We start from the raw sequence: 12161 nt of genomic DNA on the forward strand, positions 1-12161 counted from the left end.
GTCTCCCGGTTAATCAAATCTCGGTGGTGGCGCTCAGCGAGCCGAATCCGGCGATCCACTCGGGGATCGGCCGGTAATAGCGGCCTTCACTGCGCCAGCGGCCAAAAGCGGATAGCGCGGCAAAAGCGGCCACCCAGGTCTTAATTTCGTGCGTCGATTTGCCGGCCATCGCCGACAGCTCGTCATTGCCGATCGCGTCCAGTTCGCTCAGCCGCCCCTGCTCCAGCAGGCTCATAAAGCGGTTGTCCCAGACCGGGTTGAGGGGATGGAGCGAGTGGGGGTCTTCGGTAAACCGTCGGGCGGCATTGATCACCCGCTGTTGGCGCCGTTCGCGTTCGTCCGGCGGCAGCTGTTTTCCGCCGCCGAGCAGGCGATCGCGCAGATGGGCGTCGGCCTTCGCCAGCTCCGGCACCGGCGGCTGGTGCGAGAGTCCGCCCGAGCCGAGGATCAGCACCCGCTTATTGAGGGTATTGAGAAAGCGGCCCATCGCCTCGCCCAGCAGCCGGGTGCGTTGAAAACCCGGCAGCGGCGCGGCGACGCCGTTAATAAACACCGGCAGCACCGGCACGCTGTCCAGGCCACCCAGCAGAAACTCCAGCGGCTGGGCGAAGCCATGGTCCACCTGCATGTTGTACGACACCGCCAGGTCGATACCGCTGTTGAGGATGGCGTGGGCGCAGGCTTCCGCCAGCTCGGCGGGCACCGGCAGGTCGCCGGCGGCGCTGGCGAAGTCGCCAATCGCGGTGGCGCCGACCCCGAGGCAGAACGGCGGCATCACGTCATAGAAAAAACCGTTGTAGTGATCGGGGGCGAAGAGCACCACCAGCTCTGGATCGAATTCAGCGATCCGCCGCCGGGCGTCGGCAATCACCCCGTTCACTTCATCGAGGACCGCCTGCTCCGGGTCCACGAATCCCACCAGCGGGGTGTGGGAGAGACAGTGCAAATAGGCATGCATATCAGGCCACCTTCTCTTCAGCGTGGGCGGTATCCCCGGTTGCGAGGGCCATTTTTTCCGCCAGAGCGGTCAGCTGCGCGCCGAGGGTCTGCGGGATGGCGAGAGCGGCGACAAAGCGGTCCGGTCTGACCACGGCGATGGCGGTGTTATGCTGAGCAAACCAGCTCTTCAGGCGATTTTGCCTGTCGCCCACCCGCAGCGTGCCGGGGGCGTTATCCTGCTCGCGATGGATCTGCACCTCGGGCACCACCTGGATAAAGCGCACGCCAATCGCGCGCCAGCGGGCGATCTGCCCGGCGTCGAGCCCCCACTGCGGGTTGCAGCCCCAGCCGATAATGGCGAAATTCGCGCCGATGACGTCGTCGAGCAGCACGCTCTCGCCGCTCTCCAGCGTCACCTGCGGTTGAATAAACATTTTGCCCACCGGCGAGGTTTTGCTGGCGCCGTCGGTCAGCAGCGCCCCCTCGCGGTATTGCGGCATCGGCTTAAAGCGCATTTCGAGGAAGTAGCGCTTCACCGGCGGCAGGTAGTTCAGCAGCCAGGAGAGGCCGTCGCGCGCGGCCCCCTGCCAGCGCTTCGGCGGGGCCAGCACATGGCCGGCGGTAACCGACAGGTCAATCATCGCTTTCGCGTGGTCGCGGCGCTCCTGCTGGTAGCTGTCGAGCAGCGTCTCTCCCGCTTTGCCATTGACCACCAGCGCCAGCTTCCACGCCAGGTTGAAGGCGTCGCGCATGCCGCTGTTATATCCCTGCCCCTGCCAGACCGGCATGATGTGCGCCGCATCGCCGGCCAGCAGCACGCGGTCGATGCGAAAGCGCTCGGCAAGGCGGGCGTTATGCGTATAGACCCGCTGGCGGATCAGCTCGACGCGATCCGGGTCCGGCAGCACTTTGCTCAGCAGGCGGCGCATATTGTGCGGTTCGCTGAGCTGAGCTTCGGTTTCGCCGGGCATCACCATAAATTCAAAGCGGCGCACGCCGTGGGGCAGCGCGGCGGAAACGTAGGGTCGCACCGGGTCGCAGCACAGGTAAACGTGCGGGGTGGCCAGCGGGTCGTTAGCGATATCGATGACGATCCACTGATTCGGCGCGGTTTTACCTTCGAAGGGGATGTTCAGCGTACGGCGAATAAAGCTGGCGCCGCCGTCGCAGGCCACCAGCCAGTCCGCGCGCACCGTCTCCCGCTCGCCGTCCGGTCCTTTAAGATTTAACGTGACACCGTCACCGGTCTGGCTAAAGGCTTCCACTTCGCGGGAGAAGAGGCAGCGGACCTGCGGGAAACGCTGCAGACCGTGATACATCACCGCATCGACCTGCGGCTGAATGAAGGCGTTGCGCCGCGACCAGCCAAACTCATCGGTCATCGGCTGGATATCGGCAAAGCAGCGGCCTTTTGGGGTGAGAAAACGCATGGCGTGCCACGGCGTGGTATGCGGCAGCACGTCATTCACCAGCCCCACCGCCTGCATCGCCCGCAGGGATTCATCGTCAATGCCGATGGCCCGCGGGTAATCGATCAGTGTGGCGAGCTTTTCCACCACCAGCACGCTGATGCCCATCTGGCCAAGGTAGTTGGCCATCATCAGACCAACCGGACCGGCGCCAACGATGGCGACCTGAGCGGTATGCTGCACGGCGGGTTGAATATCGGGTGTAGATGTTGTCATTCTCAGCGACCTCACGACTCGGAAACTGCCCGGCTGACAGGCAATTTGTTAATCATGTGTAAACGTATTTTTATAATGGGCTGAGTATAGGGCGGGGGTTTTCGGCTACAATCAAAACATCATCGAATGTGCACCAGGTGCACAACGCTGTTTTTAAAGCATTTTAATGGAGGATTTATGCGTGACGATGAGTCCGCAGCGTACAAAACGGTGCGCGGATTAAGCCGGGGTTTATTGTTATTAAAATTGTTAAATAAATTCGACGGCGGCGCGACGCCGGGCCTGCTGGCGGAGTTTAGCGGCCTGCATCGCACCACCGTGCGCCGGCTGCTGGAGACGCTACAGGAGGAGGGTTTTGTCCGCCGCAGCCGCTCCGATGACAGCTTCCGGTTGACCATTAACGTCCGCCAACTGAGCGATGGATTTCGTGACGAACATTGGATTTCTGCCCTCGCCACGCCGCTGCTCGGCGAGCTGCTGCGCGAGGTGCAGTGGCCAACGGACATCACCACCCTCGACGTCGACGCCATGGTGGTGCGCGAGACTACCCACCGCTTCAGCCGACTGTCGTTTCACCGCGCGATGGTCGGACGGCGGCTGCCGCTGCTGCTCACCGCCTCCGGACTGACGTGGCTGGCCTTTGCCCCCGACGCGGAACGCGACGCCATCGTCAGCATGCTGGCCGCCCGTCCGGAAGCTGAGTATCAGTTGGCCCGCGAACCGGAACGGCTGGCGGCGATCCTCGCCCGCACCCGCCAGAACGGCTATGGCGAAAACTTCCGCGGCTGGCGGCAGGAGGAGAAAATCGCCTCGATCGCCGTGCCGGTCTGCAGTCAGCAGCGGGTTATCGGCTGCCTGAACCTGGTCTATATCGCCAGCGCAATGACCATTGAGCAGGCGGCGCAGAAGCATCTCCCTGCGCTGCAGAGGGTGGCGAGGCAGATAGAAGCCCGCATGGAGGATGAAGAAGTGTGGTACGAAAAGCCCTGATCGTGATGAGGATAAATGCGATCAACCATTGCGCCCGGCTTCGTTATATAATTTAATACACAACGAATTTTCACGCCATTCGGGCCACACCATGTCAAAACACCCCTTACTGCTGGGCCTGACGCTGCTCAGCGCCAGCCTGTTCACCGGCCAGACCTTCGCCGACCGCACCGTCACCGACCAGCTGGGTCGCCAGGTCACCCTCCCCGACCACGTCACCCGCGTTGTGGTTCTGCAGCATCAGACGCTCAACCTGCTGGTACAACTGCATGCCGCCGAGGATATCGTCGGCGTCTTAAGCAGCTGGAAGAAACAGCTCGGGCCGCAGTTCGCCCGCTTTATGCCCGAGATCGGGCAACTGGCGACCCCGGGCGATCTCACCCAGGTCAATATTGAAAGCCTGCTGGCGCTGCGTCCGCAGGTGGTTTTCGTCGCCAACTATGCGCCGCCGGCAATGATCGCGCAGATCCAACAGGCCGGGATCCCGGTGGTGGCCATCTCGCTGCGTCACGATGCCGCCGGGGAAAAAAATAAAATGAACCCCACCATGGCTGACGAAGAGCAGGCCTATAACGCCGGGCTGATGGAGGGGATCCGCCTTATCGGCGAGGTGGTCGAGCGCCAGCCCGAGGCCGAGGCGCTGATTCACTACACCTTCGAGGCGCGCAAGCAAGCCAATGCGCCGGTGGCCGATATTCCACCGAACCAGCGGGTGCGGGTGTACATGGTCAACCCCGATCTGAATACCTATGGCGCTGGCAAATACACCGGGCTGATGATGGCGCACGCCGGGGCGCTGAACGTGGCGGCCGCCAGCGTAAAAGGCGCCCGCCAGGTGTCGCTGGAGCAGGTGCTGGAGTGGAACCCCCAGGTGATCTTCGTCCAGGACCGTTATCCGCAGGTGGTCAAACAGATAGAGAACGACCCGCAGTGGCAGACGATCGATGCGGTGAAACATCACCGCGTGTGGCTGATGCCGGAGTATGCCAAAGCCTGGGGTTACCCGATGCCAGAGGCCCTGGCGCTGGGTGAGCTGTGGATGGCGAAAAAACTCTATCCCGCGCGCTACCAGAGCATCGATGTGGACAGTAAAGCCAGGGATTATTATCAGCGTTTTTACCGCGTGGCGTGGATGCCAGATGCCCGCTAACTCTCAGCCCTGGCTGGTGCAGGGAAGCCTGGCGCTGGCGACGCTGGCGATCGCGGTCGCCTCGCTCTGTTTCGGCCAGTACCCGTTAAGCCTGAGCGCCGTTGGCCACACCCTGGTCCATCTGCCGCCAGGTGAAGGGGTGATCGGGCAGATCGTCTGGTCGGTTCGCCTGCCGCGCGTGGTGATGGCCCTGCTGGTCGGGGGCGCGCTGGGGCTGTGCGGCGCCACCTTGCAGGGCGTGTTCCAGAACCCGCTGGTGGATCCGCACATCATCGGGGTGACCGCCGGCTCCGCCTTCGGCGGCACGCTGGCGATCCTGTTGGGCGTCGGCAGTCTGCTGATGATGGCCTCGACCTTTTTCTTCGGCCTCGTCGCGCTGGGGCTGATTTACGCCCTCGCCGCCCTCCAGGGGCGGGACAGCACGCTGGGGCTGATTCTGTCCGGGATCATTCTCAGCGGCTTCTTCGCCGCGCTGGTCAGCCTGATGCAGTACCTCGCCGACAGCGAAGAGACGTTACCGAACATCGTTTTCTGGCTGCTCGGCAGCTTCGCGACCGCCAGCTGGCATAAGGTACTGCTTATGTCTCTGCCCCTGGCGATGGCTGCCGGGGCGCTGTGGAAGCTGCGCTGGCGTATCAACCTGCTGGCCCTGGAGGAACGGGATGCCCGCAGTCTTGGCGTTCCGGTGGCCGCGCTGCGTCGCGGCGTGCTGGTTTGCTGCGCGGTGCTGGTGGCAGCCCAGGTGGCGGTCAGCGGCAGCATCGCCTGGATGGGTCTGGTGGTCCCGCACCTCGCCCGTCTGCTGGTAGGGGCTGACCATCGTCGCCTGCTGCCCACCGCCTTCTGGCTCGGCGCCGCGCTGATGCTGGTGGTGGACGATCTGGCGCGCACGCTGACCCAGGCGGAGATCCCGATCGGGATCATCACCGCCCTGCTCGGGGCGCCGCTGTTTACCGTGTTGCTGGTGCAATCCCGACGCCGGAGTACGACCCGATGAACAGCTCATTATCGCTGCAATCGCTACGCTATGGCCACCGTCAGCCGCTCTTCGCCCCGCTCACGCTGGCCTGCCGGCCCGGTGAGATCTGGGCGGTGCTGGGCGCCAATGGCCGGGGAAAAAGTACCCTGCTGGATACCCTGACCGGCGTGTTGCCGCCGCTGGGCGGCGAGATGCAGTGCGAGGGCGGCGTGGCCCTGGTTCCGCAGTCGTTTCGTCCAGCTTTTCGCTGGCGCGTGAGCGATGTGGTGCTGATGGGCCGGGCCCGGCACGTGGATCTCTTTGCCCAGCCGGACGAGGAGGATGCCCGGCGGGTTGAGCAGGCGCTGGCGCAGCTGGGGATTGCCGCCCTGGCCGAAGATGACTTCGGCGCCCTCTCCGGCGGCCAGCAGCAGCTGGTGCTGATTGCCCGCGCGCTGGTCAGCGCCAGCCAGAATATCCTGCTGGATGAGCCCTGCTCGGCGCTGGACCTCGGTAACCAGCAGGTGGTGCTGCAGCTGATCGGCGACCTCGCCCACCGCCAGGCGCGCACCGTCCTGTTCACCACCCATGATCCCAACCACGCCCTACAGGTGGCCAGCCATACGCTGCTTCTGCTGCCGGAGGGCCGGTGGCTGGCGGGTGAGACCGCCGACGTGCTGAGCGAAACGCATCTCCGGCAAGCGTACGGCCTGCCGGTACGCCTGATCCGCCATGCCGCCTCCGCGTTCCCTCTGCTGGCGCCGGGGTTTACGCTGCGTCGCTGAACGGCATAAAACCCGCCTGCCGGAGATACCCCTGACCAACGTCGCCGAGGATAAAGCGATACAGGGCCAGCGCGGCGGGGTCGGCCCTGAGACGCGCCAGCTGGTAATCGCAGCGAATATTCCACGGCGCCGGGATGGTCAGGGTACGCAGATCGTCGCAGGTGGCCAGCGCGGGGCCATAGTGCGCATAGCCGATAAACAGATCCGCCAGATTCTGGCGAATAAGCCACGCGCCGGCTATCTCTCCCGGCGGCACGCTCAGTGAGTCTCTGCCGCCGACCAGCTGCTGCGCCCGCCCGGCCATCGCGTTGCCCAACCCTGGATAGCGTGCCTCAATTCGGGCGAACAGCTGCCAGGTATAATCTCCCGACGGATCGCAGCCCGGCGTGGAGGTCGCCAACCGCAGGCGGGTCGTGCTGAGCAGCGCCAGCCAGTCCAGGCCATCGTTATCCGGCGACCGCCGGGCGGTCAGCATCAGCTGGTTGCTGGCAAATCCCTGGCATTCCTGCGCCAGACCCGCCTGCAGCAGCGCCTGCGGGTGCGCCGCGTTGGCGGAAGCAAAAACCGCGCACGGCGACCCGGCTTCGATCCGCTCGCGCAGCAGGCCGGCAGGGCCAAACTGCGCATCGACCGCCAGGCCAGTGTGCTGCCGAAAGTGCGCCACCAGCGGCAGGAAAGCGCTTCTCAGGCTTCCCGCCGCCAGCAGCGTGAGAGTGGTGTTTGTCATAAGAGGTCGCTATAAACCGGATAATATAGCGCTATATTACCCGGTTTGCCGTCGCGTCAGTAGCGAATTTCTGCCAGGGTCCGCAGCTGCTCGGGGGTGGCTACCGGTAGGTCAAAAAAGCGCAGATAGGCAGGGATCATTTCAAACAGCATGTCGGTCCCGCGCTGGATGTGGCACTGTCGTGCCTGAGCGGCCCTCAGCAGCGGGGTGTACTCCTGAGTCATGACGACTTCCCCCACCCAGGCGCCTGGCGCCAGACGGTCAACGTCCAGCGGCAGCGGATCGCTGGCCTTCATCCCCAGCGGGGTGGCATTGACCACCAGCTCGTGTCCGGCAGGATCGGGCTGCATCAGGGTGATATCGAGCTGCGGATAGTGCTGATGCAGCCGCCCGGCGAGGGCGTACGCCACCTCGGGCCGGGTATCGTACAGGGTCAGGGCGCTGACCCCCGCCGCCGCGAGGGAGGCGGCGATAGCCGATCCCACCCCGCCGCTGCCAACCACCAGCGCCCGCGTCCCCTGCGGGTTAAACCCTTTACGACGCAGGCCCAGCACAAATCCCTCGCCATCGAACATGTCTCCGCTCAGGCTACCGTCAGCCTCGCGGCGGATGGCATTGCAGGCGCCAGCGATGGCCGCCGTCGGGCTCAGGCGCTGCACCAGATCGCAGGTGGCGATTTTATGCGGCATCGTCACCAGCGCGCCGATGATGTTGGTCATCGTAAACAGCGGCGGAATAAACGCGGCGTAGTCCTCCGGCCTGACCCCCATCGGCACCACCTTCACGTCCACCTGCTGGTCAACGAACCACGGGTTGTAGATCATCGGCGCCTTAAAACTGGCGGTCGGATAGCCAAGGTGCGCTATCAGCCGCGTATTCCCACTAATCACCATGCCTTGCTCCTTTGCTTACTGCGATAACTCGATACGTTTGACGTCGCCGAGGATAAACAGATAGGCCACCACGCCCAGCAGCGCGGCGCCGCCGATGTAGATCAAGGCGTAGAAGAAATTGCCGAACCCGGCAACGATAAAGCCGATCACCAGCGGGGTGAGGATCCCCGCGAGGTTGGCGCAGAAGTTAAACAGGCCGCCGGTCAGACCGCCCAGCCCCTTCGGAGCGATATCGGAGATCAGCGTCCAGCCGAGGCCCACCATCCCCTGGCCAAAAAAGGCAAACGACATCACCAGGATCACCGCCAGGTCGCTCTCCAGCCAGTTGGCGGTGATGATGCAGCTGGCCATCAGCAGGCCGGCAACGATCGGCAGCTTACGACCGAGGTTGGCTGACCCGGTGGCTTTCAGCAGCTTGTCGGAGAGCCAGCCGCCAAACATCACCCCGCCGGCGGCGGCGACAAACGGCAGGATGGAGAAAAAGCCGACCTTCAGCCAGGGCATATGCCGCTCGGTGGCCAGCCAGGTGGGGAACCAGGTGAGAAAAAACACCAGCACGGTATTGCCGGCAAACTGGCCGATGCTGGCGCCGATGATCTGCCGTTTGCTCAGCAGCTGGCGGACCAGCGGCCAGCTGAACGCCACCTGCTGGTCGGTCGGGGCGCTGAGGCCGCCGCCGTTTTCGATATGCTCGCGCTCCTGCTGGCTAAGGCGCGGATCTTCATGCGGTTCGCGGTAGCAGCGCCACCACACCAGGGCAAACAGAATGCCGACGGCGCCAACGCTGACGAACAGCACCCGCCAGCCGAAACCGTCCATGATCCAGAACAGCAGCGGCGCAAAGCAGGCCAGCCCGAGATACTCCCCCACGGTGTACACCGCCGTGGCCTTCGCCCGCTCCTGCTGTGGGAACCAGGCGCTGACCACCCGGCTGTTGACCGGAAAGCACGGCGCTTCGCTAATGCCGAGCCCGAAGCGGCACAGCAGCAGCGTCTTCAGCCCCACCGCCATGCCGTGGAACAGGGTAAACAGCGACCACAGGGTCAGTGACAAAAAGTAGGTCACTTTGTTGCCAAAGCGGTCGAGAAACAGTCCGCCGGGGATCTGCGCCAGAGCATAGGTCCAGGCGAAGGCGGAGAAGAGGATTCCCATGATCGCCGGGTCGATCCCCAGCTCAGCGGTGAGCTTTGGGGCGGCGATCCCCAGTACGGTGCGATCGAGATAGTTGATCATGGTGCCAATGGCCAACAGCGCAAGAATGCCGATACGCCGCCGGGAGCGGCGCACGGTGACGGCTGGCTGGGCGGCAGCCGTCGGGTTAGGGCTATATGAGCTCATAGTCGGTTCCTGTCTCGGGTACAGAGGGTGTTGTTATTGTGTTTAACGCATAATGAACCATTTGATTCAGGCTAACAATACTGCATCGCCGCCAGACGGACGGCCGCATTCGCTGCGCCATAGAGCGCATAGCCAGCCCGGCGCTCGGTTAACTCAAAGAAAAAGCGGCCGGCGGTAAACGGCCGGGTGTAAAGATGCAGGAAATCTCCCCCCTGCGGATCGCGGTCATAGAGGAGCTGCTGGCGCTGAAGCTGCCCGACGTCCAGCTCGCCGCCAAAGCGCGCCAGCAGATCGTCATAATAATTGGCCGGGATCGGCAGCGTATGGCGGGCAACCTCGGCAAGCTGGTCGCAGGCGGCCGGCAGATCGCGGCAGGCAAAGGCGGCATGCTGCAGCCCCGCCCCCTGGTAGCAAGCGACGGAGCGGGCGATCTGCGTCGCCCGGCTCTGCGAAATATTCAGCGCCAGACGGATATCGCCCTGCGGGCTGCGCACCGCCAGGCTGCGCACCAGTCCATACGGGTCCGGCAGCGTCTGCTCATGCTCAAGGGAAAAACCAAACACCGTACGGAAGAACATCACCCAGTTATCGCGGCTGTCGGCCTCCATTCCCAGCGCCAGATGATCGATACCGAGATAATCCTCGCGCACCGTCACGCCATCACGCAGATGAAAATCGCGCTCGTAGATAGCCTCCCCGGCGTCGATGAGATAGATAAGGCTGCCGTCGGGGGCGCAGATCGCCGGGATCGGCGTTTCGTTCGGCCCGGCGTCGCCCTGCCAGGTGGCATACCCCAGCGCGCGGGCGCGGGCGACAAGCGACGCGCTGTGCTCGACCCGCAGCGCCATCGCGCAGAGCGATACCCCGTGGCGTTGATAAAAATGGTCGGCCCAGCTGTGCGGCTGATGGTTGATGACGATCCGCGCCCCGCCGTTGCGCCACAGCGTCACCTGTCTGGAGCGGTGGCTTCCCTCGTGCTGAAAACCCAGCGCCTGCAGATGTTGCCCCAGGCGCTGCGCCTCGGCGGCGCTGGCGGCGAATTCGATAAACTCCAGTCCCTGGTAGACCGGCAGCGGCGGCGGTGAAAACAGATCGGCATCGCACGTCGGGAGCCGACGGCGGGTTTGCTCCTCCAGCCACAGCAGCGAACGATAACCATCTTTGGCCGTCGCGCCGTTCGGCGAGGCGCGAAAACCGTCATTAAAGATCTCCAGCGACCAGGGGCCGCGGTAGCCGCAGCGGGTGATCTGCTCGGCAAACACCTCCAGCGGCAGCTCCCCCTGTCCGGGAAAGCAGCGGAAGTGGCGGCTCCACTCCAGCAAATCCATTTTCATATACGGCGCATCGGCGAGCTGTACAAAGGTGATTTTCTCCACCGGCACCGACGGTAGCGCGTCCAGCGTGTCGCCGCGGGCCAGAATATGGAAGCTGTCTAGCACCAGGCCCAACGCCGGGCTGTCCACCCGCCGCACCCGCTCCCAGGCCTGCTGCCAGCGGTTCACATGGGTTCCCCAGGCCAGGGCCTCATAGCCGATAGCGATCCCCTCCTCTTCCGCCAGCGTGGCCAGCGCCCGCAGGTCCGCGACCTGCAATTCGCTATCCGCCGAGCAGTCCGACTGTACATTGCTGCACAACAGCAGCGTCTCGCAGCCCAGCTCGCGCATCAGAGCAAACTTGCGCCGAGCGCGGGCCATATTCGCCGCAAACTGCGCCCGACTGGCGCCTTCAAAATCGCGAAAGGGTTGAAAAAGCGTGATTTTTAACCCTAAATCGGCGGCAAGCTGGCGGATTTCCGCCGGCGTCCCCGTATAATAGAGCAGATCGTTCTCGAAAATTTCCACCCCCTGATACCCCGCCGCCGCAATAGCGTGCAGCTTCTCAGGCAGGGTGCCGGAAATCGAAACGGTGGCGATAGAGCGCAGCATAAGGTCCTCGGGTCAACAGCTGACGTAAGCCTTGAATATGTATCATTTGGTTCATTTGCGCCATACCGGGTTGCTAAATTGTGATCATTATGTGTATTTTTTGTCACCCAAGAAAAAGGAGTTGCCATGACCGTCGTTGCCCATGATGAAGCACAATCCCTGAAGGCGCGGATCTTCAGCGCCGCTATCGCTGTCTTTGCTGAACACGGGCTGTCAGGCGCCCGCATGGAGCAGATCGCCACCGAGGCGCAGACCACCAAACGCATGGTGGTTTACTACTTCAAAAGCAAAGAACAGCTCTATCAGGAGGTGCTGCAGCATGTGTATGCGCGGATCCGCGAAACCGAGCAGCAGCTGGGGCTGGAGAATGTGCCGCCGGTGGAGGCGCTGGTGCGGCTGGTGCGCTGGAGCGTGCGCTATCACGCCACCCATGCGGACTATATGCGCGTCATTTGCATGGAGAATATGCAGCGCGGCAAGTGGTTAAAAAGCTCGGGTGAACTGAAGCCGCTGAATCGTACCGCCCTGTCGATTCTGGAAGACATTTTACTGCGCGGCCAGCAGCAGGGCGTCTTTCAGGCGGGGCTCGACGCGCGCGATGTCCACCGGTTAATCAGCAGCTTCAGCTTTTATCAGGTGTCGAACTTCTACACCTTCAGCAGCCTGTATCTTGACGATCCGCTACCCGCCATCGACGATGAAGCGATGGTGGCTCACCATTGTGACATTGCCGTCAGGGCGGTGATCCGCTTCGTGATTTCCTGACCCGCC

The 12161-nt window shown here is 63.4% G+C and carries 11 protein-coding genes; 5 read left to right on the plus strand and 6 right to left on the minus strand.

The genetic code is table 11. From position 1 onward, the window contains the following. Nucleotides 1–13 precede the first annotated feature (13 nt). Both mhpB and RRF55_RS18055 read right to left on the minus strand, forming a co-directional pair. Nucleotides 14–958 carry a 2,3-dihydroxyphenylpropionate/2,3-dihydroxicinnamic acid 1,2-dioxygenase gene (gene mhpB / locus RRF55_RS18050; RefSeq protein ID WP_004151838.1) on the minus strand — a complete coding sequence of 315 codons (945 nt, stop codon included), beginning with the start codon at nucleotides 956–958 and terminating at the stop codon, nucleotides 14–16. Between the two features lies 1 nt (nucleotide 959). Continuing rightward, the gene (locus tag RRF55_RS18055; RefSeq protein ID WP_048974559.1) at nucleotides 960–2624 is read right to left on the minus strand and encodes a bifunctional 3-(3-hydroxy-phenyl)propionate/3-hydroxycinnamic acid hydroxylase; all 1665 of its coding nucleotides are present in this window, start codon (nucleotides 2622–2624) and stop codon (nucleotides 960–962) included. Nucleotides 2625–2801: 177 nt separating this feature from the next. Here RRF55_RS18055 and RRF55_RS18060 point away from each other — a divergent pair, with 177 nt between their 5' ends. The 4 genes from RRF55_RS18060 (at nucleotide 2802) to RRF55_RS18075 (ending at nucleotide 6507) form a co-directional block, all read left to right on the plus strand. Continuing rightward, a complete protein-coding gene (locus RRF55_RS18060) occupies nucleotides 2802–3614 on the plus strand; it encodes a DNA-binding transcriptional regulator (protein ID WP_048974560.1) in 813 nt (270 codons plus the stop codon). A gap of 91 nt (nucleotides 3615–3705) precedes the next feature. Further along, a complete protein-coding gene (locus RRF55_RS18065) occupies nucleotides 3706–4764 on the plus strand; it encodes an ABC transporter substrate-binding protein (RefSeq protein ID WP_130974809.1) in 1059 nt (352 codons plus the stop codon). After that, nucleotides 4754–5761, plus strand: coding sequence for a FecCD family ABC transporter permease (locus tag RRF55_RS18070; RefSeq protein ID WP_023301815.1), 1008 nt, complete (start codon nucleotides 4754–4756; stop codon nucleotides 5759–5761). Before RRF55_RS18065 ends, RRF55_RS18070 begins: the two co-directional genes overlap by 11 nt. Continuing rightward, a complete protein-coding gene (locus RRF55_RS18075; RefSeq protein ID WP_004184407.1) occupies nucleotides 5758–6507 on the plus strand; it encodes an ABC transporter ATP-binding protein in 750 nt (249 codons plus the stop codon). Before RRF55_RS18070 ends, RRF55_RS18075 begins: the two co-directional genes overlap by 4 nt. On the opposite strand, the gene RRF55_RS18080 is transcribed toward RRF55_RS18075, so the two are convergent. The 4 genes from RRF55_RS18080 to RRF55_RS18095 all read right to left on the minus strand — a co-directional run bounded on the left by RRF55_RS18080 (nucleotide 6491) and on the right by RRF55_RS18095 (nucleotide 11390). Further along, nucleotides 6491–7234: a substrate-binding domain-containing protein gene (locus tag RRF55_RS18080; protein WP_023278901.1), complete on the minus strand. Its 744-nt coding sequence runs from the start codon at nucleotides 7232–7234 to the stop codon at nucleotides 6491–6493. The genes RRF55_RS18075 and RRF55_RS18080 overlap by 17 nt on opposite strands. A 56-nt stretch (nucleotides 7235–7290) precedes the next feature. Next, a complete protein-coding gene (locus RRF55_RS18085; protein WP_117024806.1) occupies nucleotides 7291–8127 on the minus strand; it encodes a shikimate dehydrogenase family protein in 837 nt (278 codons plus the stop codon). Between the two features lie 15 nt (nucleotides 8128–8142). After that, nucleotides 8143–9465, minus strand: coding sequence for an MFS transporter (locus RRF55_RS18090; protein WP_004148701.1), 1323 nt, complete (start codon nucleotides 9463–9465; stop codon nucleotides 8143–8145). 71 nt (nucleotides 9466–9536) lie between these two features. Continuing rightward, complete coding sequence (locus RRF55_RS18095) at nucleotides 9537–11390, minus strand: bifunctional sugar phosphate isomerase/epimerase/4-hydroxyphenylpyruvate dioxygenase family protein (protein ID WP_130974810.1); 1854 nt, start codon at nucleotides 11388–11390, stop codon at nucleotides 9537–9539. Nucleotides 11391–11516: 126 nt separating this feature from the next. Between RRF55_RS18095 and RRF55_RS18100 the strand changes: the two genes are divergently transcribed. After that, nucleotides 11517–12155 (plus strand): TetR family transcriptional regulator, encoded by a 639-nt coding sequence (locus RRF55_RS18100; protein WP_002908844.1) that lies wholly within the window; start codon nucleotides 11517–11519, stop codon nucleotides 12153–12155. The last annotated feature ends 6 nt before the right edge of the window (nucleotides 12156–12161 follow it).

The sequence above is a fragment of the Klebsiella sp. K47 genome, from assembly GCF_051858335.1.
Lineage (GTDB): Bacteria > Pseudomonadota > Gammaproteobacteria > Enterobacterales > Enterobacteriaceae > Klebsiella > Klebsiella pneumoniae.

Excerpts from the sequence above, each read along its gene's own strand:
- RRF55_RS18060 (WP_048974560.1), top strand. The coding sequence starts at position 2,802 with ATGCGTGACGATGAGTCCGCAGCGTACAAAACGGTGCGCGGATTAAGC.
- RRF55_RS18100 (WP_002908844.1), top strand. The coding sequence starts at position 11,517 with ATGACCGTCGTTGCCCATGATGAAGCACAATCCCTGAAGGCGCGGATC.
- RRF55_RS18080 (WP_023278901.1), bottom strand. The coding sequence starts at position 7,234 with ATGACAAACACCACTCTCACGCTGCTGGCGGCGGGAAGCCTGAGAAGC.
- RRF55_RS18055 (WP_048974559.1), bottom strand. The coding sequence starts at position 2,624 with ATGACAACATCTACACCCGATATTCAACCCGCCGTGCAGCATACCGCT.
- RRF55_RS18095 (WP_130974810.1), bottom strand. The coding sequence starts at position 11,390 with ATGCTGCGCTCTATCGCCACCGTTTCGATTTCCGGCACCCTGCCTGAG.
- RRF55_RS18085 (WP_117024806.1), bottom strand. The coding sequence starts at position 8,127 with ATGGTGATTAGTGGGAATACGCGGCTGATAGCGCACCTTGGCTATCCG.
- RRF55_RS18065 (WP_130974809.1), top strand. The coding sequence starts at position 3,706 with ATGTCAAAACACCCCTTACTGCTGGGCCTGACGCTGCTCAGCGCCAGC.
- mhpB (WP_004151838.1), bottom strand. The coding sequence starts at position 958 with ATGCATGCCTATTTGCACTGTCTCTCCCACACCCCGCTGGTGGGATTC.
- RRF55_RS18075 (WP_004184407.1), top strand. The coding sequence starts at position 5,758 with ATGAACAGCTCATTATCGCTGCAATCGCTACGCTATGGCCACCGTCAG.
- RRF55_RS18090 (WP_004148701.1), bottom strand. The coding sequence starts at position 9,465 with ATGAGCTCATATAGCCCTAACCCGACGGCTGCCGCCCAGCCAGCCGTC.
- RRF55_RS18070 (WP_023301815.1), top strand. The coding sequence starts at position 4,754 with ATGCCCGCTAACTCTCAGCCCTGGCTGGTGCAGGGAAGCCTGGCGCTG.